The organism is Pseudoxanthomonas sp. GW2 (assembly GCF_000283075.1).
In the GTDB taxonomy this organism is placed as follows: Bacteria; Pseudomonadota; Gammaproteobacteria; order Xanthomonadales; family Xanthomonadaceae; genus Pseudoxanthomonas.
The window spans coordinates 1-21,144 of sequence record NZ_ALIP01000011.1 but is presented as its reverse complement, the minus strand read 5'-3'; the positions used below and the strand labels follow the sequence as shown (position 1 = coordinate 21,144).

26 protein-coding genes and 1 tRNA gene are annotated in these 21,144 nt (G+C 72.8%); 11 read left to right on the top strand and 16 right to left on the bottom strand.

Going from position 1 to position 21,144, the window contains the following annotated elements; translation table 11 throughout:
• The 8 genes from B351_RS0100815 to B351_RS15965 all read right to left on the bottom strand — a co-directional run.
• Positions 1-490: GTPase (locus B351_RS0100815; protein WP_019397159.1), on the bottom strand; the 490-nt coding region annotated here is incomplete at its 3' end.
• Positions 491-563: 73 nt separating this feature from the next.
• On the bottom strand, positions 564-1,142 hold the full coding sequence (gene pth, locus B351_RS0100810) for an aminoacyl-tRNA hydrolase (protein WP_019397158.1): 579 nt from the start codon (positions 1,140-1,142) through the stop codon (positions 564-566).
• Between the two features lie 54 nt (positions 1,143-1,196).
• The gene (locus B351_RS0100805) at positions 1,197-1,820 is read right to left on the bottom strand and encodes a 50S ribosomal protein L25/general stress protein Ctc (protein ID WP_039730563.1); all 624 of its coding nucleotides are present in this window, start codon (positions 1,818-1,820) and stop codon (positions 1,197-1,199) included.
• A 149-nt stretch (positions 1,821-1,969) separates the two neighbouring features.
• Positions 1,970-2,929, bottom strand: coding sequence for a ribose-phosphate diphosphokinase (locus B351_RS0100800; RefSeq protein WP_026010196.1), 960 nt, complete (start codon positions 2,927-2,929; stop codon positions 1,970-1,972).
• Between the two features lie 115 nt (positions 2,930-3,044).
• A tRNA-Gln gene (locus tag B351_RS0100795) sits at positions 3,045-3,121 on the bottom strand.
• Positions 3,122-3,124: 3 nt separating this feature from the next.
• Entirely contained in the window at positions 3,125-4,003 is an 879-nt protein-coding gene (gene ispE / locus B351_RS0100790) for a 4-(cytidine 5'-diphospho)-2-C-methyl-D-erythritol kinase (protein ID WP_026010195.1), read from the bottom strand.
• Complete coding sequence (lolB, locus tag B351_RS0100785; protein WP_050992101.1) at positions 3,988-4,608, bottom strand: lipoprotein insertase outer membrane protein LolB; 621 nt, start codon at positions 4,606-4,608, stop codon at positions 3,988-3,990. Before lolB ends, ispE begins: the two co-directional genes overlap by 16 nt.
• A complete protein-coding gene (locus B351_RS15965; RefSeq protein ID WP_198006191.1) occupies positions 4,608-6,305 on the bottom strand; it encodes a tetratricopeptide repeat protein in 1,698 nt (565 codons plus the stop codon). The genes lolB and B351_RS15965 overlap by 1 nt, the downstream gene beginning before the upstream one ends.
• A gap of 140 nt (positions 6,306-6,445) precedes the next feature.
• Between B351_RS15965 and hemA the strand changes: the two genes are divergently transcribed.
• Genes hemA through moaB form a run of 3 tightly spaced genes read left to right on the top strand, consistent with a single transcriptional unit; the run spans position 6,446 to position 9,366 of the window.
• Positions 6,446-7,756, top strand: coding sequence for a glutamyl-tRNA reductase (gene hemA, locus B351_RS0100775; protein ID WP_019397152.1), 1,311 nt, complete (start codon positions 6,446-6,448; stop codon positions 7,754-7,756).
• Entirely contained in the window at positions 7,728-8,810 is a 1,083-nt protein-coding gene (gene prfA, locus B351_RS0100770) for a peptide chain release factor 1 (protein ID WP_019397151.1), read from the top strand. Before hemA ends, prfA begins: the two co-directional genes overlap by 29 nt.
• A 34-nt stretch (positions 8,811-8,844) precedes the next feature.
• Positions 8,845-9,366 (top strand): molybdenum cofactor biosynthesis protein B, encoded by a 522-nt coding sequence (gene moaB, locus B351_RS0100765; protein WP_019397150.1) that lies wholly within the window; start codon positions 8,845-8,847, stop codon positions 9,364-9,366.
• 5 nt (positions 9,367-9,371) lie between these two features.
• Here moaB and B351_RS0100760 read toward each other — a convergent pair whose 3' ends face one another.
• The 3 genes from B351_RS0100760 to B351_RS0100750 are packed head-to-tail and all read right to left on the bottom strand — an operon-like array spanning position 9,372 to position 11,482.
• Entirely contained in the window at positions 9,372-9,638 is a 267-nt protein-coding gene (locus tag B351_RS0100760) for an acylphosphatase (RefSeq protein WP_019397149.1), read from the bottom strand.
• Positions 9,639-9,641: 3 nt separating this feature from the next.
• Positions 9,642-10,214, bottom strand: a complete 573-nt coding sequence (locus B351_RS0100755) for a TlpA disulfide reductase family protein (RefSeq protein ID WP_026010194.1) — start codon at positions 10,212-10,214, stop codon at positions 9,642-9,644.
• Positions 10,211-11,482 carry a YihY family inner membrane protein gene (locus tag B351_RS0100750; RefSeq protein WP_019397147.1) on the bottom strand — a complete coding sequence of 424 codons (1,272 nt, stop codon included), beginning with the start codon at positions 11,480-11,482 and terminating at the stop codon, positions 10,211-10,213. Before B351_RS0100750 ends, B351_RS0100755 begins: the two co-directional genes overlap by 4 nt.
• A 79-nt stretch (positions 11,483-11,561) precedes the next feature.
• Here B351_RS0100750 and wrbA point away from each other — a divergent pair, with 79 nt between their 5' ends.
• The 4 genes from wrbA to ybaK all read left to right on the top strand — a co-directional run bounded on the left by wrbA (position 11,562) and on the right by ybaK (position 13,593).
• Positions 11,562-12,155, top strand: a complete 594-nt coding sequence (gene wrbA, locus B351_RS0100745; protein ID WP_019397146.1) for an NAD(P)H:quinone oxidoreductase — start codon at positions 11,562-11,564, stop codon at positions 12,153-12,155.
• The gene (locus B351_RS0100740; protein ID WP_019397145.1) at positions 12,155-12,490 is read left to right on the top strand and encodes a DUF2069 domain-containing protein; all 336 of its coding nucleotides are present in this window, start codon (positions 12,155-12,157) and stop codon (positions 12,488-12,490) included. The genes wrbA and B351_RS0100740 overlap by 1 nt, the downstream gene beginning before the upstream one ends.
• 118 nt (positions 12,491-12,608) lie before the next feature.
• Positions 12,609-13,094, top strand: a complete 486-nt coding sequence (locus B351_RS0100735) for an asparaginase domain-containing protein (RefSeq protein WP_019397144.1) — start codon at positions 12,609-12,611, stop codon at positions 13,092-13,094.
• A gap of 10 nt (positions 13,095-13,104) precedes the next feature.
• Complete coding sequence (ybaK, locus tag B351_RS0100730; RefSeq protein WP_019397143.1) at positions 13,105-13,593, top strand: Cys-tRNA(Pro) deacylase; 489 nt, start codon at positions 13,105-13,107, stop codon at positions 13,591-13,593.
• A gap of 85 nt (positions 13,594-13,678) precedes the next feature.
• Here ybaK and sufT read toward each other — a convergent pair whose 3' ends face one another.
• Complete coding sequence (sufT, locus tag B351_RS0100725) at positions 13,679-14,230, bottom strand: putative Fe-S cluster assembly protein SufT (RefSeq protein ID WP_019397142.1); 552 nt, start codon at positions 14,228-14,230, stop codon at positions 13,679-13,681.
• A gap of 122 nt (positions 14,231-14,352) precedes the next feature.
• On the opposite strand from sufT, the gene B351_RS0100720 reads away from it, so the two are divergent.
• Positions 14,353-14,778, top strand: coding sequence for a hypothetical protein (locus B351_RS0100720; RefSeq protein ID WP_019397141.1), 426 nt, complete (start codon positions 14,353-14,355; stop codon positions 14,776-14,778).
• A 45-nt stretch (positions 14,779-14,823) separates the two neighbouring features.
• On the opposite strand, the gene B351_RS0100715 is transcribed toward B351_RS0100720, so the two are convergent.
• Positions 14,824-16,251, bottom strand: coding sequence for an NAD(P)(+) transhydrogenase (Re/Si-specific) subunit beta (locus B351_RS0100715; protein ID WP_019397140.1), 1,428 nt, complete (start codon positions 16,249-16,251; stop codon positions 14,824-14,826).
• Positions 16,248-16,547 (bottom strand): NAD(P) transhydrogenase subunit alpha, encoded by a 300-nt coding sequence (locus tag B351_RS0100710; RefSeq protein WP_019397139.1) that lies wholly within the window; start codon positions 16,545-16,547, stop codon positions 16,248-16,250. Before B351_RS0100710 ends, B351_RS0100715 begins: the two co-directional genes overlap by 4 nt.
• A gap of 214 nt (positions 16,548-16,761) precedes the next feature.
• Here B351_RS0100710 and B351_RS0100705 point away from each other — a divergent pair, with 214 nt between their 5' ends.
• From B351_RS0100705 to B351_RS0100695, 3 genes are read left to right on the top strand one after another with little or no spacing between them, the layout of a single operon-like run.
• Positions 16,762-17,337, top strand: coding sequence for an RNA polymerase sigma factor (locus tag B351_RS0100705; protein ID WP_019397138.1), 576 nt, complete (start codon positions 16,762-16,764; stop codon positions 17,335-17,337).
• The gene (locus tag B351_RS0100700) at positions 17,334-17,693 is read left to right on the top strand and encodes a hypothetical protein (protein ID WP_019397137.1); all 360 of its coding nucleotides are present in this window, start codon (positions 17,334-17,336) and stop codon (positions 17,691-17,693) included. The genes B351_RS0100705 and B351_RS0100700 overlap by 4 nt, the downstream gene beginning before the upstream one ends.
• Positions 17,694-17,698: 5 nt before the next feature.
• Positions 17,699-18,148 (top strand): DUF3106 domain-containing protein, encoded by a 450-nt coding sequence (locus B351_RS0100695; protein ID WP_019397136.1) that lies wholly within the window; start codon positions 17,699-17,701, stop codon positions 18,146-18,148.
• A gap of 29 nt (positions 18,149-18,177) precedes the next feature.
• Here B351_RS0100695 and B351_RS0100690 read toward each other — a convergent pair whose 3' ends face one another.
• Together B351_RS0100690 and B351_RS0100685 are read right to left on the bottom strand one after the other, a co-directional pair.
• Positions 18,178-19,281 (bottom strand): NAD(P) transhydrogenase subunit alpha, encoded by a 1,104-nt coding sequence (locus B351_RS0100690; protein WP_019397135.1) that lies wholly within the window; start codon positions 19,279-19,281, stop codon positions 18,178-18,180.
• Between the two features lie 115 nt (positions 19,282-19,396).
• On the bottom strand, positions 19,397-21,144 hold a 1,748-nt coding region (locus B351_RS0100685), incomplete at its 5' end, for a DUF1631 family protein (RefSeq protein ID WP_019397134.1).

Here is a 21,144-nt window from a genome sequence, read left to right as displayed (position 1 = left end):
CCGGCTTGCGCGCCGCAGCATCCTTGTCGCCGCCCTTGGCGGCGCGCTCGGCGCGGTTGAGCGCCTTCTCCACGCTGTCCAGGTCGGCCAGGGCCAGCTCGGTGTCGATCGTCTCGATGTCCGACAGCGGGTCGACCTTGCCGGCGACGTGGACGATGTCCGGGTGCTCGAAGCAGCGCACCACGTGGGCGATCGCATCGACCTCGCGGATGTGGGCCAGGAACTTGTTGCCCAGGCCCTCGCCGCTGGCGGCACCGGCCACCAGGCCGGCGATGTCCACGAACTCCACCGCCGTCGGCACCACCCGCTCGGGCTTGACGATCTCGGCCAGCTGGTTGAGGCGCGGGTCCGGCACCGGGACCACGCCCACGTTCGGCTCGATCGTGCAGAACGGGAAGTTGGCCGCGGCGATGCCCGCCTTGGTCAGCGCGTTGAACAGGGTCGACTTGCCGACGTTAGGCAGGCCGACGATGCCGCATTTGATGCCCATGTGAGGATCCGGGATTCGTGATTCGTGATTGGCGATTCGCGGCTTCCACGAATCACCAATCACCAATCACCAATTACGGTTTGCTGGTGTGGAGGCGCTTCATCGCCTCGTTGACGTCGCCGTTGACCACCAGCGGCAGCACGTCGATGGCGTCGTCGATGGCGCGCCCGATGAGGATATCGTCGTCCTTGCCCGGCTTGCCCAGCACCCAGCCCACGACCCGGTCCTTGTGCCCGGGATGGCCGATGCCGATGCGCAGGCGGTGGAAGCGGCCGTGGCCGAGCAGGCGGATGGTGTCGCGCAGGCCGTTCTGGCCGCCGTGGCCGCCGTCGAACTTCAGCCGGGCCGTGCCAGGGGGCAGGTCCAGCTCGTCGTGGACAAGCAGCGCCTGCTCCGGCTCGATCTTCCAGAACCGCAGCGCGGCGGCCACCGACTTGCCGGACAGGTTCATGAAGGTTGCCGGCTTCAGCAGCCACACCGGCTGCCCGCCGATCTCCACCCGCGCCGTCTCGCCGAACAGCTTCGGCTCCAGGCCCAAGCGCGCGCCCTGCCGAGCGGCCAGGGTGTCGACCAGGCGGAACCCGGCGTTGTGGCGGTCGAGGGCGTGCTCCGGGCCGGGGTTGCCCAGCCCGACGATGAGTCGGATTGCCATCGCGTGCGACACGGCCGTCGTCCCGCCCGGCGGACCGGGCGGGACGGCACGGACTTACTGGGCCTCGCCCTCGCCCGCCGGAGCGGCCTCGTCGGCCTCGCCCTGGGCGGCCTTGGCCACGACCACGGCCACGTCGTGGTCCGGGCCCAGGGCCAGCGCCGGGATCTCCACGCCGGTCGGCAGCTTCAGGTCGGACAGGTGGACGACGCCGCCCACGGGCAGGTCGGACAGGTCGACCTCGACCGCCTCCGGCAGGTCCTTCGGCAGGCAGGCCACGGTGACCTCGGTCAGCTCGTGCATGATCACCACGCCGGCGGTCTTGCCGGCCGGGGACTTGGCCTCGTTGACGAAGCGCAGCGGCACGGCGGCGCGCAGCACCTGGTCGTCGCTGACGCGCTGGAAGTCCAGGTGCAGGATCTGCTGCTTGTACGGGTGGCGCTGCAGGTCACGCAGCAGGACCTTCTGGATGTCGCCGTTGAGGCTCAGGTCCAGGATCGAGGAGTAGAACCACTCGTTCTGCTGGGCCAGCCACAGCTTCTCGTGGTCCAGCTGGATGGAGACCGGCGGCAGCTCGCCACCGTAGACGATGGCCGGCACCTTGCCCGCGCGACGCAGGCGGCGGCTCGCACCCTTACCCTCGTCCTCGCGGCGTTCGACGTTGATCACATGATTTGCCATTTGTTTTTACTACCTGGGTTGATGAACCGCCTCGCGGCGGCTTGGGTGGCTTCCCCGCGACCAGGGAAGCCGGAAAAAGCGGTGATTCGTGATCCGTGATTGGGAAGGGCTTTTACGAACCCCCAATCCCCAATGCCGAATCCCGGCTCTTAATCCACGTACAAGGAACTGACCGATTCGCCGAAGGCGATGCGGCGGATGGTTTCGGCCAGCAGCTCGGCCACGCTGACCTGGCGGATGCGCGGGCAGTTGCGGGCCGCCGGCGACAGCGGGATGGTGTCGGTCACCACCAGCTCGTCGAGCTGGGAGTTGTTGAGGTTGTCCACCGCCGGGCCCGAGAGCACGGCATGGGTGCAGTAGGCGGCGACCTTGGTCGCGCCACGCGCCTTGAGGGCGGCGGCGGCGGCGCACAGGGTGCCGGCGGTGTCGACGATGTCGTCGACCATGACGCAGGTCTTGCCCTCCACGTCGCCGATGATGTTCATCACCGTCGACACGTTGGCGCGCGGGCGGCGCTTGTCGATGATCGCCAGGTCGGCGTCGTCCAGGCGCTTGGCCACCGCGCGGGCGCGGACCACGCCGCCCACGTCCGGCGAGACCACGATCAGGTTCTCGGTGCCGTAGGCGCGCCAGATGTCGGCCAGCAGCAGCGGCGAGGCGTAGACGTTGTCGACCGGGATGTCGAAGAAGCCCTGGATCTGGTCGGCGTGCAGGTCCACGGTCAGCACCCGGTCGGTGCCCACCGCGGTGAACATCTTGGCCGCCACCTTGGCCGTGATCGGCACGCGCGAGGAGCGCAGGCGGCGGTCCTGGCGCGAGTAGCCGAAGTACGGCACCACCGCGGTGACCGAGGAGGCGCTGGCGCGCTTGAGCGCGTCAATGATCACCAGCAGCTCCATCAGGTTCTCCGCCGCCGGCGCGCAGGTCGGCTGGATCACGAAGACTTCCTGGCGGCGGACGTTCTCCTCGATCTCGACCTGGACCTCGCCGTCGGAGAAGGTGGAGACCAGGGCCTTGCCCGGGCGCACGCCCAGCTGGCGGCAGATGCTGTCGGCCAGCGGACGGTTCGCGTTGCCGCTGAAGATGAGCAGGTTGCGGTCTTCTTGCATCGTCTTCATCCCGGCGGCGGCTCGGATCGTTGGCGTTTCGGACAAGGTTGTTGGCGGTTGCCGCAGTCCGTGCGGCGTCTTGCATCCACGCCCCGCGGACGGGGCTGCGGGACCGTGGCAGGGGCGGCAGGATTCGAACCTGCGGATGCCGGGATCAAAACCCGGTGCCTTGGACCTCTTGGCGACGCCCCTGTGTCACGGTTCCACCGCCGCCGGGCGCGCAAGCGCGGCCCCGAGCGGCGACTGGTCCACGCCGGCGGCGAGCCAGGCCCGCAACCCGCGAGGCAACCGCGCCAGCGCCGCCTCGGCGCTGCCACGGTCGGGAAACTCGACGAAGCATCCGCTGCCGGTCCCGGTGAGCCTGGGCCTGCCGATCCGCGCCAGCGCGTCGAACGCGGCCTGCACGGCCGGCTCGCGGCGGCGCAGGACCGGCTCGAACGCATTGTCGAGCACCGTGCCTGCAGCGAAGTCCGCTATTGTCGCGGGCGGGGAATTACGCGTCAAATCCGGGGCTGCGAACAGGGCGGCGGTCGGCACCTGGACGCCGGGGTCGGCCAGCACGTACCAGGCCGGGGGCAGCTGCAGCGGCCGCAGCCGCTCCCCCACTCCTTCGGCCCAGGCGCTGCGGCCGCGCACGAACACCGGCACGTCCGCGCCCAGGCGCAGGCCCAGGCCCGCCAGCGCGTCCTCGCCCAGGTCCAGCCCCCACAGCCGGTCCAGGGCGCACAGCACGGTTGCCGCATCCGACGAGCCGCCGCCGAACCCGCCTCCCGCGGGAATGCGCTTTTCCACGGCGATGTCGGCACCAAGCGCGCAGTTGGCGTGTGATTGCAGGAGTTTGGCGGCGCGCACCATGAGGTCGTCGACCTCCGCCACGCCGGGCACCGAGTCGCCGTGGCGCACGATCCGCCCGTCCCCGCGCACCCGCAGGCGCACGCTGTCACCCCAGTCCAGCAGGCGGAACACGGTCTGCAGCTCGTGGTAGCCGTCGGCGCGGCGACCGGTGATGCGCAGGAACAGGTTCAGCTTGGCCGGGGCCGGCCACTGGCTCCATCCACTCACGGGGCACTCCATCCATCCACCACCAGCCGCACCCGCGCCTCGCCGCGCTCGGCCTGCATGCGCCGCGGCATGGCCGGCAGGCCGCCGGCCGGCGGCATCCATTCCTGGTACTCGATGTTCCAGCCGGCGGCCCGCATCCGCTGCAGCCGGCCATCGGCGCCGTATTCGATCGCATCCGCGCCCGGGGTCTCCAGGCCGCGCACCCACCAGGCCAGCTCCTGCACCGGGACCTCCCAGCCGGTGGCCTCGCGCAGCAGCAGGGAGGCGTCCCCGCCCTGGCGCGGGCCGCCATCGATGCCCTCCAGCACCGCGCCGCCGCCGGGCAGCGAGGACAGCGACCAGCTCTGCCGGGCCACCGGCGCGCCCAGCGAGATCCGGTACTGCCCGTCCTGCCAGTTCCACTCCAGGCGGCCGCTGCCGCCCTTCTGGCCGTTGCTGATCGCCACCCGGGCCTGCAGCGACCAGGCCGCGATCCCTTCCAGTACTTCCCGGCGCTGGGCCTGCTGGCGCTCGGCCTCGGCCGCCGGCACCGCCGCGGCCGGGGTCCGGGTGGGGGTGCTGGTACAGGCGGCAAGCAACAGCAGCAGCAGCGCCGCCAGGCGCATCCGGGCATGCATCAGGGCACCTCCGCGTGGCCGGCCGGGTCCGCCGGCGCGGCGGCCGGCTCCAGGCTGATCCCGAACTGCCGCAGCGCCCGGCGCAGGGCGCGGTTGTCCGGATCCAGCGCACGGGCCTCCTCGAAGTAGCGGCGAGCCTCGGCGCGGCGCCCCAGGGTCCACAGCACCTCGCCCAGGTGGGCGGCGACCTCCGGGTCCTTCATCAGCCCCCAGGCGCGGCGCAGTTCCACCAGCGCCTCCTGGGTACGGCCCAGGCGGTACAGCACCCAGCCGTAGCTGTCGACGATGGCACCGTTGTCCGGCTCGGCGGTGCGGGCGCGGTCGATCAGCTCCAGCGCCTCGCGGTAGCGGTCGGTGCGGTCGGCCAGGGTGTAGCCCAGGGCGTTGAGCGCGGCCACGTTCTCCGGATCCACCACCAGCACCCGGCGCAGGTCGGCTTCGGCGCGGTCGATCCGGTCCTGGCGCTCCCAGGCCAGGCCGCGCGCGTACAGCAGCGCCGGGTCGTCCGGCCAGGCGGCCAGGCCGCGGCCCAGCACCTCCAGCTCGCCCTGGGGATCCCCCTGGCGCTGGCGCATTTCCGCCTCCAGCAGGTAGGCGTCGCGGCGCACCTCGTCGGCCAGGGCCGCGTCGTCCTGCAGCGCGCGTGCCTCGGCATAGGCCTCGTCCTGGCGGTCCAGGGTGTGCAGGACCACGGCGATGCGCATGCGCGCCTCGGTGCGCTGGGGCCCGCCGGGCACGCCGCGGTACCAGTCCAGGGCCTCGGCCGGGCGCTCGAGGAACTCGGCGATGCGGCCCAGCAGCAGGCGGCGCGAAGGGTCCGGACGGGCCGCGTCGGCCGCCAGCTCCTGGTAGAGCGCGGCCAGCTCGGCGGTGTCGCCGGCGCGCGCCAGCAGCGAGGCGCGCACGCCGTAAGTCGAGGTGTCCTGCGGGCCCTGGGCCATCACCCGGGCCGCGGCCGGCAGGTCGCGCGCGGCCTCGTAGGCCATCGCCAGCATCGCCCGGATCTCCGGGTCGCCCTCGGCCTGCGGTTCGACCTGGGCCAGGATCCGGCGCGCCTGCTCGCCCTGCCCGGCCTGCTGCAGCTGGGTCGCGCGCAGCAGCGCCACCCGCGGCTCGCCCGGGAAGCGCCTGACCACTTCGTCCATGATCCGCCGCGCCAGCTTCGGGTCGTCCAGGCGCAGGGCCATGCGCCCGAACTCCTGCCAGGCGGCGATGTCGGCGGGAATCGCGCCGCGCCGGACCAGGCGCTCCAGCACGCGCGCGGTATCGCGCGGCTCGCGCCCGCCGTTGAGGGCCATGGCCGCGTAGCGCCAGGCACGCGGGTCGCCGCTGGCCAGCAACGCCTCCAGTTCCGAGCCTGCGCGGCGCAGATGGCCGCCGCGCAGGGCCAGGGTGGCGCTGGCCGCGCGCATCGCCGGCGACTCCGGCGCCCGTCCCCGCCACAGCGCCAGCGCGCGGCCGGCGACCGCGTCGTCGTTGGCGAGGATGGCGATGCGGGTGGCGCGTTCGGCCAGCGGCACGTCGTCGCTGGCGCCGCGGGCGGCCTCCAGGTACCAGCGCGCGGCCTCTTCCAGCTGCCCGGACTGCAGCGCGAACTCGCCGGCCAGCAGCGGACCCAGCGCGTCGGCAGGCATGCCCTCGCCGGCATGCGCCAGCGGCGCCAGGACCAGGGCCAGCAACAGGACCAGGCGGCGCATGCGGCCGGCCCGGGGGCCGCGCGCGCGGCCCGGGAAAGGCAGCGGGGCGCGGGTGGAAAGCTTCAATTCGGGCATTGGCACCCACCGGGCCGTAAAATGGCGGCCCAAACAAGCCAGCAGATTAACGCAAGCACCTGAACATGACGCTTTGGCTCCTCGGCCTGAACCACCAGACCGCGCCGGTCGACCTGCGCGAACGGGTGGCGTTTGCCGGCGAAGCGCTGGGCCGGGCGCTGGGCGCGCTGCGCGCCCTGCCCGGGGTGTCGGAGGCGGCCCTGCTCTCGACCTGCAACCGCACCGAGGTCTACGCCATGGCCGAGGACGGCCAGGTGCTGGCCGACTGGCTCGAAGGCCACGGCGCCGGCATCTCCGCCTACCTGTACCGCCACCGCGACGCCGACGCGGTGCGCCACCTGTTCCGGGTCGCCACGGGGCTGGACTCGATGGTGCTGGGCGAGCCACAGATCCTGGGCCAGGTGAAGGACGCCTGGGCCCGGGCGCGCGAGCACGGCGCCCTCGGCAGCCGCCTGGACCGCCTGTTCCAGCAGACCTTCGCGGTGGCCAAGCGCGCCCGCACCGACACCCGCATCGGCGTGAACCCGGTTTCGGTGGCCTCCACCGCGGTGCGCCTGGCGCAGGATTCGTTCGCGCCACTGGCCGATTCCACCGTGCTGCTGATTGGCGCCGGCGAGACCATCGAGCTGGCCGCGCGCCACCTGGTGAAGGGCGGCGTGCGCCGCCTGCTGGTGGCCAACCGCACCCTGGCCCACGCCCAGGCCCTGGCCGAGCGCCACGGCGGCTATGCCCTGCCGCTGACCGAACTGGACCGGCACCTGGCCGAGGCCGACATCGTGTTCTCCGCCACCGCCGCGCGCGAGCCGGTGCTGCTGCGCACCCAGGTCGAGGCCGTGCTGGCCGTGCGCCGGCGCAAGCCGGTGCTGCTGTTCGACCTGGCGGTGCCGCGCGACATCGAGGCCGGCGTGGCCGCGCTGGACGACGCCTACCTGTATACCGTGGACGACCTGGAGCGCGCGGTGGAGGACAACCGCCGCGGCCGCCACGAGGCCGCCGAGGCGGCCGAGGCGATCATCGACCTGCAGGTGTCCCGCTTCATGGAGACCGTGCGCGCCGGCGAGCGCCAGGACACCCTGCGCCGCCTGCGCGCCATGGGCGATGCCGCCCGCGAGGAGATCCTCGCCCGCGCCCGCCAGCAGCTGGCCTCCGGGCGCGATCCGGACGAGGTGCTGCAGTTCCTCGCCCACACCCTCACCAACCGGCTGCTGCATCCGCCGACCGCGGCCCTGCGCGAGGCCGCGCTGGCCGGCGATACCGAGCTGGCGCGCGCCGCCGACCGCCTGTTCCCCGCCCGCGCGCCGTACTCGCACCCGGCCGCCGCCAACCTGCCCCCGCCCCGACTGCCCGATGACCCCGAGCCTGCGCCGCAAGCTTGAAGCGCTGGCCGAGCGCCGCGAAGAACTGGAACGCCTGCTCGCCGATCCCGGCGTGATGGGCGACCCTGCCCGCTTCCGCGACCTGTCGCGCGAGTTCGCCCAGCTGGAGCCGGTGGCCACCGCGCTGGCCGCCGAGGCCCGCGCCCGCGAGGACCTCGCCGCGGCCGAGGCCATGCGCGAGGACCCGGAGCTGGCCGGGCTGGCCGAGGAGGAAATCGCCACCGCGCGCGAGCGCCTGCAGCAGCTGGACCGGGAGCTGGCCCTGCTGCTGGTGCCCAGGGACCCGCGCGACGAGGGCAACCTGTTCCTGGAGGTGCGCGCCGGTACCGGCGGCGACGAGGCCGCGCTGTTCGCCGGCGACCTGTTCCGGATGTACGCGCGCTACGCCGAGCGCCAGGGCTGGAGGGTCGAGGTCGAGTCCGAAAATCCGGGCGAGCACGGCGGGCACAAGGAAATCGTGGCCCGCATCGTCGGGCGCGGCGCGTATTCCAAGCTGAAGTTCGAGTCCGGCACCCACCGCGTGCAGCGGGTGCCGGCCACCGAGTCGCAGGGCCGCATCCATACCTCGGCGGCCACCGTGGCGATCATCCCCGAGGCCGACGAGATCGAGGAGATCACCATCAACCCGGCCGACCTGAAGGTCGACACCTTCCGCTCCTCCGGCGCCGGCGGCCAGCACGTCAACAAGACCGACTCGGCCATCCGCATCACCCACCTGCCCAGCGGCCTGGTGGTGGAAAGCCAGACCGAGCGCAGCCAGCACGCCAACCGCGACAAGGCGATGAAGCGGCTCAAGGCGCAGCTGCTGGAGGCCGAGCGCAGCAAGCAGCAGGCCGCGCAGGCCGAGAGCCGGCGCCTGCAGGTGGGCAGCGGCGACCGCAGCCAGCGCATCCGCACCTACAACTTCCCCCAGGGCCGGATCACCGACCACCGCGTCGAAGGCCTGACCCTTTACGACCTGCCCAACATCCTCGAGGGCGACCTGGACCCGCTGGTCAGCCGCCTGCAGCAGGAATACCAGGCCGACGAGCTGGCGCGCCTGACCTCCGAATGAGCGCGGCCGGCGCGGCCCGCGCTAGGCTAGGGGCATGACCGCCCAGACCGACTTCGCCCCGCTGCAGCTGTGCGTGCTGACCGTGTCCGACACGCGCACCCTGGAAAACGACAGCTCCGGCGACTACCTCGCCGGCGCGCTGCAGGCCGCCGGCCACCAGCTGCACGCCCGCGCGCTGCTGCCGGACGACCGCTACAGGCTGCGCGCACTGGTGTCGGCCTGGATCGCCGAACCGGCGGTGGACGGCATCCTGGTCACCGGCGGCACCGGCTTCACCGGCCGCGATTCCACGCCCGAGGCGCTGCTGCCGCTGCTGGACAAGGAAATGCCCGGCTTCGGCGAACTGTTCCGCGCCATCAGCGTGGACGAGATCGGTACCTCCTCGCTGCAGTCGCGCGCCTTCGCCGGGGTGGCCAACGCCACCTTCCTGTTCGCCCTGCCCGGCTCGACCTCGGCCTGCCGCACGGCCTGGGAAAGGATCATCGTCCACCAGCTGGACGCGCGCACCCGGCCCTGCAACCTGGCCGGACTGCGCCCGCGCCTGCGCGAGGCCTGAGCCCGTCAGCCGACGCTGAAGCCCGGCGACACCCGCTCCTGGTGCGGGAAGCGCTCCACCGCCTCGACCTTGGCCGTCGGCGGCCCCTGGCGCAGCCACTGCTCCAGCGCGTCGATCGCCTCCGGGCTGCCGGCGGCGACCACCTCCACGCGCCCGTCCGGCAGGTTCACCGCGCTGCCATCCAGCCCCAGGTGCAGCGCCTGCTCGCGGGTGGATGCGCGGTAGTACACGCCCTGCACCTTGCCGCTGACCAGGAAACGTGCCGCGTCCATGGCTCAGCCCTCCGCCTTGCCGGCCACCGCCAGCTCGATGTCGCTGGCGCTCACCGGCCCCAGGAACTGGCGCGCGACCTTGCCGTCCGGCGCGAGCAGGTAGGTCATCGGCAATCCGCGCGGAGTGGCGAAGTCGCCCGGCGGCGCGTACGGATCCAGCACCACGATCGGGTACGAGACCGGGCGCTCGCGCAGGAACGCCTGCATTTCCTCGGTGGCGATGTCCTCGTAGGCCAGGCCCACCACCTCGATGTCCTCGCGCATCTCGTGCAGCGCCGACAGTTCCGGCATCTCCTGCAGGCAGGGCTTGCACCAGGTCGCCCAGAAGTTGACCACCACCCAGCGCCCGCGCTGCGCGGCCAGGTCGTAGGGCTTGCCGTCCACCGCGGTGCCGGTGAAGGACGGGTACTCGGCGGTCTGGTCGACCACGCCGGGGCTTTCCAGCGGCGGCGGCAATTCCTCGGCCGACGGCGGCGGGCTGGCGTCGGCCGCGGACTGCGGCTCCGTGGCCTGGCGCCCGCAGGCGCACAGCAGGGCCAGCAGGGCCAGGGCGGGAATCGGGAAACGCATGGTCAATCTCCGAGGGAATGGGGGTAGAGGGAGCCGACCCGGCGCCGCAGCACGTCGCGCAGCGGCAGGCGCAGGTCGTCGAGTACCGCGGTGGCGTCCTGGCCGAGCGGGTCCTCGCGGCACGGCAGCCAGGCCTCGTCCGCGGGCACGCGCACGCCGCAGGCCTCGTACAGCTCGCCCAGGCAGACGTCGTCCAGGTCGCGGCCCAGCAGCCACTCGCCCTGCTCGTCCCGGCGCAGCACGCGGATCTCCGCCAGCTGGGCGAGGAACTCCTGCAGCAGCGAGTCGGTGAGCATCGGCTCCAGCTCCAGGATCGCCGCCGTGTGCAGGCCATGGCCCTCGCGCCGGGCGTCGCGGAAGCGGCCGATCAGCCGCAGCAGCGCATAGACCTCGTAGCCGGCCGGCAGGCGCATGGACGCCGGCTGGTAGCGGAACGCGGCCAGCGACGAAGCCAGCGAGGCACCCAGCAGGATCGCGATCCAGCCCAGGTAGATCCACAGCATCAGGATCGGGATGAAGGCCAGCGCGCCGTACAGCTTCTGGTAGCCCTGGAAGCTGCCCAGGTACACGCCCAGCCCGGCCTTCACCGCTTCCAGCAGCAGCACCGCCAGCGCCGCGCCGGCCAGGGCGTGGCGCCACTTGACCGTGTGGTGCGGCACCACGCGGTAGACCAGCACCACCACCACCAGTTCGATCAGCACCGGCGCCAGGCCCAGGCTGAGGTCGGCGATGGCGCGCCCTTCCGGGGTGGCGAACAGCGGCAGGGCGAAGATCCGCGCCGAGATCGACAGCGAAGCGGCGGCCAGCAACGCGCCCAGGGTCAGCACCGTCCAGTACACCAGGTAGCGCGACAGCCGCGGCCGCGCGCTGGCCACCCGCCAGATGCGGTTGAAGGTGGACTCCACGCTGTTGAGGGTGACCAGCAGCGAGACCACCAGCGCAACCACGCCGGCGGCGGTGAGCTGGCGCGAGTTCTCGGCCAGGCGGTCCAGCGAGGACTCGATCGCGCGCGCCGCGGTCGGCATGAAGTTGGAGAACACGTAGTCGACCAGGGCGTTGCTCCACTGGTCGAACACCGGGAACGCGGCCAGCACGCCCAGCACCACCACCGCCAGCGGCACCAGGGCGAAGGCGGTGGTGTAGGCCAGCGCCGCGGCGGCCTGGAACAGGCGGTCGTCGACGAAGCGGTGCCACAGGAAGCGCGCGAACGCGACCGCGCGGGCGCGGTCGCGCATGCGTTCCCGCCAGTTTCCGGTCAGACCGTCCATGCGCATCGGGCAAGCCTACCCGATGCGCCGCACGCGCCGCATCGCCGATACTTGCGCCCCTGGCATACCCGAGGAAGCAGCACGCATGGCCGAGATCCTGGTCCTGTACTACAGCCGCGGCGGTTCGGTCGCGCGCCTGGCGCGGCAGATCGCGCGCGGGGTGGAGGAAGTGCCGGGCATGCAGGCGCGGCTGCGCACGGTGCCGCCGGTGGCGGCGGTGACCCAGCAGGCCGCCCCGCCGGTGCCGGAGGACGGCGCGCCCTACGTCACCAGCGCCGACCTGGCCGGGTGCGCCGGCCTGGCCCTGGGCAGCCCCACCCGTTTCGGCAACATGGCCGCGCCGGTCAAGCACTTCCTCGACGGGCTTGGTGGCGAATGGGCCAGCGGCACCCTCGCTGGCAAGCCGGCGGCGGTGTTCACCTCCACCGCCACCCTGCACGGCGGCCAGGAATCGACCCTGCTGAGCATGCACGTGCCGCTGCTGCACCACGGTTGCGTGATCGTCGGCATCCCCTATACGGAGCCGCTGCTGAGCAGCACCCGCAGCGGTGGCACGCCCTACGGCGCCAGCCACGTCGCCGGCGCCGACGACGACCCGCAGCCGAGCGAGGAAGAGGCCGTGCTGGCGCGCGCACTGGGCCGGCGCCTGGCCGATATCGCCGCGAGGCTGGCCCGCTGATGCGCGCGCCTTCGCACCGGGTGCTGGGCATCGCCCTGCTGGCCCTGGCCGGGCTCTACCTGGCCTGGTTCCACGACGACCGCCACGCCGCCGCGGCGCTGCTGGTGTTCGCCCTGCCGCCGCTGCTGCTGGCGGGGCCGGCCTGGCGCGGCGGGCGCAAGGCCGCGTTCTGGTCGGGCGTGCTGGCGCTGTTCTGGTTCAGCCACGGGGTGATGCACGCCTGGGCGCATCCGGAAGCCGGGCTGTTCGCCTGGGCCGCGATCGCGCTATCGCTGGTGGTGGTCATGGCCTCCAGCTGGCCGGGGCTGAAGGCGCGCTTCGGCCGCCGCGGCTGAGCGAAGGTTTCATTCGCACCTTTTCGCCCACCGGCGCGATAATCGCGCCGCGGCGGTGCCGGGCACCGCCCTCCCCCGTCCACGGGTGCGGCCGCGGCCGCACCGCAGGAGCCGCTCCATGGAAGAACTGCTGATCGTCACCACCGGTGGCACGATCGACAAGATCTACTTCGACGACAAATCCGACTACCAGATCGGCGAGCCGCAGATCGGCATGATCCTGCGCGAGCTGGGGGTGAACTTCCGCTTCACCGTGATCCCGATCCTGCGCAAGGACTCGCTGCACATCACCGACGCCGACCGCGAGCTGGTGCGCGCCACCATCGCCGCGCAGCCGGCGCGCCACGTGCTGGTGACCCATGGCACCGACACCATGGTCCAGACCGGCATGGTGCTGCGCTCGATCGCGGACAAGACCATCGTCATGACCGGCGCACTGAGCCCGGCGCGGTTCCGCGGTTCGGACGCGGAGTTCAACATCGGCTGCGCGATCGGCGCGGTGCAGACCCTGCCGCCGGGCGTGTACATCGCCATGAACGGCCGGGTCTGGACCCCGGACAAGGTGCGCAAGAACGTGGCCGCCAACCGCTTCGAGCCGGCCTGAGGCCAGGCCCGTGTCGAAGGCGACCCGCGCCACCCGCGTCCTCGACGCCGCCGGCGTCGTCTACCGCCTGCATCCGTACGACTACGACGCCGAGGCCAGCGTCCTGGCGGGCGGCAAGGGCCTGCAGGCGGCCGCCGCGCTGGGCGTGGCACCGGAGCGGGTACTGAAGACGCTGATGGCCTGGGTCGACGCCCAGGCGGTGTGCGTGGTCCTGCCCAGCGACCGCCAGGTCCAGCTCAAGGCGCTGGCGGCGGCCGCCGGCGGCAAGGCCGCGCGGATGATGGAAGTGGCCGAGGCCGAGCGCCGCAGCGGCTACAGGGTCGGCGGTATCAGCCCGTTCGGCCAGCAGCGGCCGGCGCCCGTGTGCTTCGAGCGCGACGCGCTGGCCCAGCCGAGTGTGTTCATCAATGCCGGCCAGCGCGGCCTGCTGCTGGAGCTGGCGCCGGCGGATGCGGTGCAGGTGCTGCAGGCGCAGGTGGCGGCGATCAGCCGCGCATAGCCGCACGCAACCGTGTCCGGCTACGCCACCCACGAATCCCGAATCCCGATCCCGAATCCCGGCGCCCAGGGTGCGCGATGCGGACTCAGTACATCCCGGTCTCGAGGCGCGCGGCCTCGGACATCATGTGCCGGCCCCACGGCGGGTCGAACACCAGTTCCACGTCGGCCTGGCTGATGGTCGGGATCTGCTCCAGCTTGGCGCGCACGTCGTCCACCAGGATCTCGCCCATGCCGCAGCCGGGCGCGGTCAGGGTCATCTTCACGTCGATGCCGCGGGTGCCGTCGTCCAGGTGCTTCAGGCTGGCCTCGTAGACCAGGCCCAGGTCGACGATGTTGAACGGGATCTCCGGGTCGAAGCAGGTGCGCAGCTGGCTCCAGACCATGGCCTCGACCTCCTCGTCGCTGGCGTCGGCCGGCAGTTCCAGCTGCGGCGGCACTTCCTTGCCGATCGCGTCGGCATCCTTGCCCGCGATGCGGAACAGGTTGCCTTCCACGAACACGGTATAGCTGCCGCCCAATCCCTGGGTGATGTAGCCGACGCTGCCGGCCGGGAGGGTCACCGCCTCGCCCTGCGGCACCATGACGGCGGCGCAGTCGCGTTCGAAGCGGACGGGTTCGCTGCTGCGGGAGTACATGCGGCGGATATGGGGCAGCCCGCCCGCATATGCAAGGCGGCCAGCGGCCGGTGTGGGGAGGACGCTCATTCTAGCGCATGCCCGCCGGGCGTATCCTTGGCGACCCCTTCCGGATCCACCCGATGCCCCGAACCCTGCATTCCCATGGCCGCCCACGCCGCGCCTGGCTGTGGCTTCCCCTGCTGTTGCTGGCCATGGCCACCGCGGTGGTCGCCTGGGGCGCCCTGGGCCTGGCCAGCGGCCGCCAGCACGGCTGGGTGGCGCTGCTGGTGGCGCTGGAGTCGGGACTGATGCTGCGCCTGGGCGGGATGCGCCCCGGCTGGGGACGCGCCGTTGCCGCCGCCGTGGCCACCGTGCTGGTGGTGGTCGCGGTGCAGTGGGCGATTGCCGCCGGCCATATCGGCGCGCAGATGGGCATGGCACCGTGGCAGGCGCTGCCGAAGATGGGGCCGCGCTTCGTGCTGACCCTCAGCCAGCTGGCCAATACCCGCCTGGACCTGTGGTGCCTGGCGCTGGCGCCGCTGCTGGCGCTGCGCGCCGGACGCTGAGCCGCCACGCAGGCCCCGGCGGCGCGCGCCGGGGCCGCGTCCGCCTCAATGGCCGCCGTCCAGCGCCTTCAGTTCGCTGACCAGGGCGTTGGCCATGTCCGCGCCGTCGCCGTAGAGCATGCGGGTGTTGTCGGCGTAGAACAGTGCATTCTCGATGCCGGCAAAACCGGTGCCCTTGCCGCGCTTGATCACGATGACGTTCTTCGACTCGACCACGTCGAGGATCGGCATGCCGTAGATCGGGCTGGACGGATCGGTCTTGGCCACCGGGTTGACCACGTCGTTGGCGCCGATCACCAGCGACACATCGGTGTTCGGGAACTCCGGGTTGATGTCGTCCATGTCCGCGATCAGGTCGTACGGCACACCGGCCTCGGCCAGCAGCACGTTCATGTGCCCCGGCATGCGCCCGGCCACCGGGTGGATCGCGAACTTCACCTTCACCCCGCGCTCGATCAGCCGCTGCGCCAGCTCCCAGATCTTGTGCTGGGCCTGGGCCACGGCCAGGCCGTAGCCGGGCACGATCACCACGCGCTCGGCGTAGGCCATCATCGCCGCCACGTCGCCGGCCTCGATCGGCTTCTGCGAGCCGCTGATCTCCTGCGCCTGGCCGGCGGCGCCGAAACTGCCGAACAGCACGTTGCGGATCGGCCGGTTCATGGCCTTGGCCATCAGCCGGGTCAGCAGGATGCCGGCCGCGCCGACCATCATGCCGGCGATGATCAGCGCCTCGTTGCCCAGCACGTAGCCCTCGAACGACACCGCCAGCCCGGTGAAGGCGTTGTAGAGGGAGATGACCACCGGCATGTCGGCGCCGCCGATCGGCAGGGTCATCAGCACGCCCAGCAACAGTGCCACCAGGAAGAAGGCGATGATCGCCACCGGCTGCAGGCTGGTGGCCGCCCATGCCCCGAGCACCACCATGGCCAGCGCCACCAGCAGGTTGAACGCCTGCTGGCCCGGGAAGGCCACGCGCTTGTCCAGGCGCCCGTCGAGCTTGGCCCAGGCGACCACCGAGCCGGACAGCGACACCGCGCCGATCGCCGAGCCCAGCACCGCCAGCGCCAGTACCACTGCGCCCGGGCCGGCCGCCGGAGCCCCGGCCGGCGCGGCCTGCGCCAGCCCGGAGTAGCGCAGCAGCTCCACCGCGCCGATCGCCGCGGCCGAACCGCCGCCCATGCCGTTGTACAGCGCGACCATCTGCGGCATGTCGGTGATCGCCACCTTCTTGCCGGAGACCCAGGCCAGCACCGTGCCCAGCACCAGCGCCGCGACGATCAGCGCCAGGTTGTGCAGGTCCGGCAGCAGGAAGGTCGCGGCGGTGGCCAGCAGCATGCCGACGCCGGCCCAGTGGATGCCGCTGCGCGCGGTGGCCGGCGAGGCCATGCGCTGCAGGCCGAGCAGGAACAGGGTGGCGGCCACCAGGTAGCTGGCGCCGACCAGCCACAGGCGCAGGTCGAAGCCGCCGCTCATGCCTTGCCCCCGGGCTTCTTCGAGGACTTGAACATCTCCAGCATGCGCTCGGTCACCACGTAGCCGCCGGCGGCGTTGCCCGCGCCGAGGGCCACGGCGATGAAGCCCAGCGCCTTTTCCAGGGTGGTGTCGGCGTGGCCGAGCACCACCATCGCGCCGATCAGCACCGCGCCGTGGATGAAGTTGGATCCGGACATCAGCGGCGTGTGCAGGATCACCGGCACCCGCGAGATGATCACGTGGCCCGCGATGGCCGCGAGCATGAAGATGTACAGCGCTACGAAACCGTCGTTCATTGCGTCCTGCCTCCCCGGGCACGTGCCCGCCCGGATGATAACCGCAGGCTGAACCCGGCTGGCGCGTGTCAACCGCGGCCCGCGGCGGGCGTTTACTGGTGCATCGAACCGCCACGAACGGGTGCAGATGAAACCGACGATCCCGCCGCCGTTGCCCGCCATGGCCGTGGCGTCCGCCCGGATCCACGGTACCCGCACCGGGGGCCGTTAAGCTGTGCTGGTGACTCCGCCCGCATCGCCCGACACGGACGCGCCCGCCACCCCGGCCTGGGCCTCGCTGGACGCGTTCCTGGCCGACATCGGCACGCGCGCGTTCCGCTTCGCCGAGGCCGGCCTGCGCAACCGCGACGATGCGCTGGACGCGGTGCAGGACGCGATGATGCGCATGCTCGCCTACCAGGACCGCCCGGCCACCGAATGGACGCCGCTGTTCTGGAGCATCCTGCGGCGGCGGATCATCGACCTGCAGCGGCGCTCGCGCTTCCGCCTGCGCTGGATGCTGCCGGCGGTGGCCAGCGACGATCCGCGCGGCGAAGACACCGGCATCGACTGGGCCGACACCAGCCCCGGCCCGGCCGAGGCCCAGGAGCGTGGCGAGACCTACGCGCGCCTGGTGGAGGCGCTGCGCCAGCTCCCGCCGCGCCAGCGCGAGGCGTTCACCCTGCGCGTGCTGGAAGAACTGGACGTGGCCACCACCGCGCAGGTGATGGGCTGCTCGGAAGGCTCGGTGAAGACCCACCTGTCGCGTGCGCGGCAGGCCCTGAATTCGCAACTGGAGGACGTCCTGTGACGACCGCACCCGATTCCCTCGACCGCCGCGCCCGGCAGCTGCACGCTGAAGCGCTGGCGCATGTCTCCCCCGAGGTGCGCGCGCGCCTGCGCCGGGCCCGTCACGAGGCCATCTCCGCCGGTACGGAGCGCCCGTCCTGGCGGCTGCCCTCGTGGCTGGCCGGCGGCGCCATGGCTGCGGCCCTGGTGCTGGCGGTGGTCCTGCGCCCGGACCCGGCGCCGCCGCAACCCGACGCCCTCCCCGCCGCCGGCGTGGCCGCCGCCACGCTCGAGGATCCGGCCGTCCACCTGGAGGAGGATCCCGGCTTCTACCTGTGGCTGGCCTCGGCCGACGTCACCGCCCTGGCCCTGGAGTAACCGCCATGAACCTGCGCCTGTCCCTCTGCCTTGCCGCGCTGCTGCTGCCGACCGTGGCCGCCGCCCGGCCCGCCCAACCCGCGCCCGCGCCGGCACCCGCCGCGCGCCAGGCGGAACTGCCGCGCTGGGAACAGCTGAGCGCCGAACAGCGCGAACTGCTGGTCGCGCCGCTGCGCGACCGCTGGAACGACAACCCGCAGGAGCGCGCACGCATGCTCGAGCGTGCCCAGCGCTGGAAGGAACTGCCGCCGGAGGCGCGCGAACGCGCCCGCCGCGGCATGCGCCGCTTCGAGCAGATGGACCCGGAGCAGCGCCAGCGCGCGCGTGCGATCTTCGAGGCCACCCGGCAGATGACGCCGGAGCAGCGCGAGCGTTTCCGCAAGGAGTGGGAGCAGATGAGCCCGGCGCAGCGCCAGGAATGGCTGCGCGCGCATCCGGCCAGGGACGCGCACTGAGTCGCGCGGGCCGGCCAGCGGCCGGCGGCTCAGGCCGCGGCGGTCGCCGCCGGCGGTTCCGGCCAGGCGGTCTTCGCCAGCAGTTCGTCGTTCCAGTCGAAGGACAGCGCGCCGTCCTTCAGGAACAGGGCCACGAAGTTGAAGACGTTGCGCGCGTACATCTCGCTGGCGTGCACCGCGCCCATGCTGGCCAGGTCGAGCGGACCGGCGATGGTCACGCCGTGGCGCTCGACGGTCTGCCCGCGCTCGGTCAGCTCGCAGTTGCCGCCGGTCTCGGCGGCCAGGTCCACGATCACGCTGCCGGGCTTCATGCCCGCCACCATCGCCGCGCTGATGATCTTCGGGGCCGGCCGGCCCGGCACCGCGGCAGTGCACACGATCACGTCGATGTTGCGTACATGCTCGGCCAGGCGCCGCTGCTGCTCGGCGCGCTCCTCGTCGGTCAGCGCGCGCGCGTAGCCACCCTCGCCGGCCGCGCTCACGCCCAGGTCGAGGAACTTGCCGCCCAGCGACTCGATCTGCTCGCGGGTCTCCGGGCGTACGTCGAAGCCCTCCACCTGCGCGCCCAGCCGGCGCGCGGTGGCGATCGCCTGCAGGCCGGCCACGCCGGCGCCGACCACCAGCACCTTCGAGGGACGGATGGTGCCGGCGGCGGTGGTGAGCATGGGGAAGAAGCGCGGCGCCAGCTGCGCGGCGATCAGGGTGGCCTTGTAGCCGGCCATTCCGGCCTGCGAGCTGAGCACGTCCATGGCCTGGGCGCGGGTGGTGCGCGGCAGGCGCTCCAGCGGGAACGCCCGGATCCGGCGCGCCTGCAGCGCCGCGGCGCGGGCCGGATCGGCCTGCGGGTGCAGCATGCCCACCAGCACCGCGCCCTCGCGCAGCGCGCCGATCAGTTCCGGCGCCGGCGGCTGCACGCACAGCACCAGCTCGGCGCTGGCGCGGGCATCGGCGGCGGCGGGCAGCGCGCCGGCCTCGGCATAGGCCTGGTCGCTGATGCCGGCGCCCAGCCCGGCGCCCGGCTCCACCCGCACCGTGGCCCCCGCGGCGACCAGCTTGCGCACCGTCTCCGGCGTGGCGGCCACGCGGCGCTCGCCAGCGGCGGCTTCCTTCAGCACCAGCACTTCCACCGTCATGCCGCGTCCCCTCGCAATGTCAGACCGGCCGGATGCTAGCAAACGCGGCCGGCGGCGGTTCGATGGTTTCAGCGGCATCCGCCCGCCGCGGGCGCACCCGGGCGGCGGCCCGGACTCAGTGCAAGGTGGCGCTGCCGCGCGCGGCGACCACGCTGTCCAGGCGTTCGATCACGCCCTGCATGGCGGCATCGAACGCGCCCTCGTCGGCCACGTGCATGCGCAGCCGGCCCAGCCGCACCATCGCCGCCAGCTCCTCGGCCGAGGCCACGCAGAAGCGCACGCCGCGGCGGTTGACGAACAGCAGGCGCTGCGAGATCGGGCTGATCCAGGACAGCTTGCCCGGCTGCACGCGGCCGTCCTTGTCGATGAAGTCCAGCCAGGTGCCCACCGGCAGGCCGCGAATGTAGTCGACATCGGCCTTGTCGAAGCCCTGGGCCTCGTCCAGCCCGGCCAGGTCGACCGGGCTGTTCTCCACCGGCGCCGGCTGCGGCAGGGCCACTGCCGGCAGCTCCGGCAGGGCCTTCTCCAGTTCCGGGCGGGCGGCGGCGACCGCCTGCAGGGTGTCGCCCATCGCCGCGATCGCGGCGCTGGCGGCGTCGCCGTGCAGGCCGACGCTGGCCAGCACCTTCAGCAGCGCCGGCTGCCAGGCCTGCAGCCACGGCTTGCCGACCACGTGCCGGCGCGCCTCGGCCACCTCGTCCAGCACGCCGTCGGCCAGCGCCATGGCCTCGACGAAGGCGGCGCCGGCGTCGCCCTCGCGCAGCAGCGCCAGGGTCACGTGGTGCTGCCAGGCGTTGTGCAGGAACTCGGAAATCGCCCGCGGCAGCTCCAGCCCCTCCACGCGCGCCGCCAGCTCCTGCTGGGCGCGCTGGCGCGCCTGCTCCAGGCGCTCCTGGCCCCGCTGGATCTCGGCCGCGCGGCGCTCGGTGATCTCGACCCGGCGGCGGTGCTGCTCGAGGAATTCGCGGAATTCCTCCTCCAGGGTCATGAAGATGGACAGGTTCTCGTTGAACTCGGCCACCAGGCGCTCGATGATCTCCTCGACCTTGGCCAGCAGCGTGCGCTCGGCCGCGCTCTCGCCCTGGTTGCCCTCGCAGGCCTCGGCCAGGGCGTTGAGCAGGCGCCGCGCCGGGTGGGTCTTCTGCACGAACATGCGGCGGTCCAGCAGGGCCACCTTCACGAACGGCACCACCAGGCGGCCGATCAGCTCGCGCGGGCGGTCGGCCAGGTCGCGCTCGTCCAGCAGCACGTCGAACAGCATGCCGACCAGGTCGATCGCGTCCTCGTCCTTGGGATCCAGGCGGGTGCTGGCCGGGTCCACGCCCAGCTGGCTGGCATTGGCCAGGACCTCGCTCTTGAGCCGCTGCGACAGCGACTCGTGCTGGTCGCCGATGGCCGCGCGCAGGGTCGCGGTGGGCGTGGCCTGCAGCAGCGACAGCACCGACAGCATCTCGCGCTGGGTCAGCGGGCGCTGCTGGCCCTGCGCCTGCTGGATGGTGCCGGCCGCCTGCTCGGCGCCGCCGCGCAGCTGGCGGCTGTGCTCCAGCAGGTGGTGCAGGGCTTCCAGCAGCATGCCCTGGGCCGCCGGGTCGCCGGGCAGGAAACCCTGCCCGCCGGCACCGGCACCGGCACCCGCGGCCGCAGCGCCGGGCGCGGAATGCTCGCCGGCCATGCGCTGGCCGCCGGCCCAGCGCTCCATGAAGCGCGCCGCCCAGGCCGGGGAATACTCCTCCACCGGCGCCTCGGCCCAGGCCTGGCCGGCCTGCGGTTCCTCGGGCACGCGTTCGAACAGGTCCTCGCCGGGCGCGGTGGCCGGGCGCGGCGGCGGTGCCGGGCGCGCGGCCGGGCGCGCCGGGGCCGGGC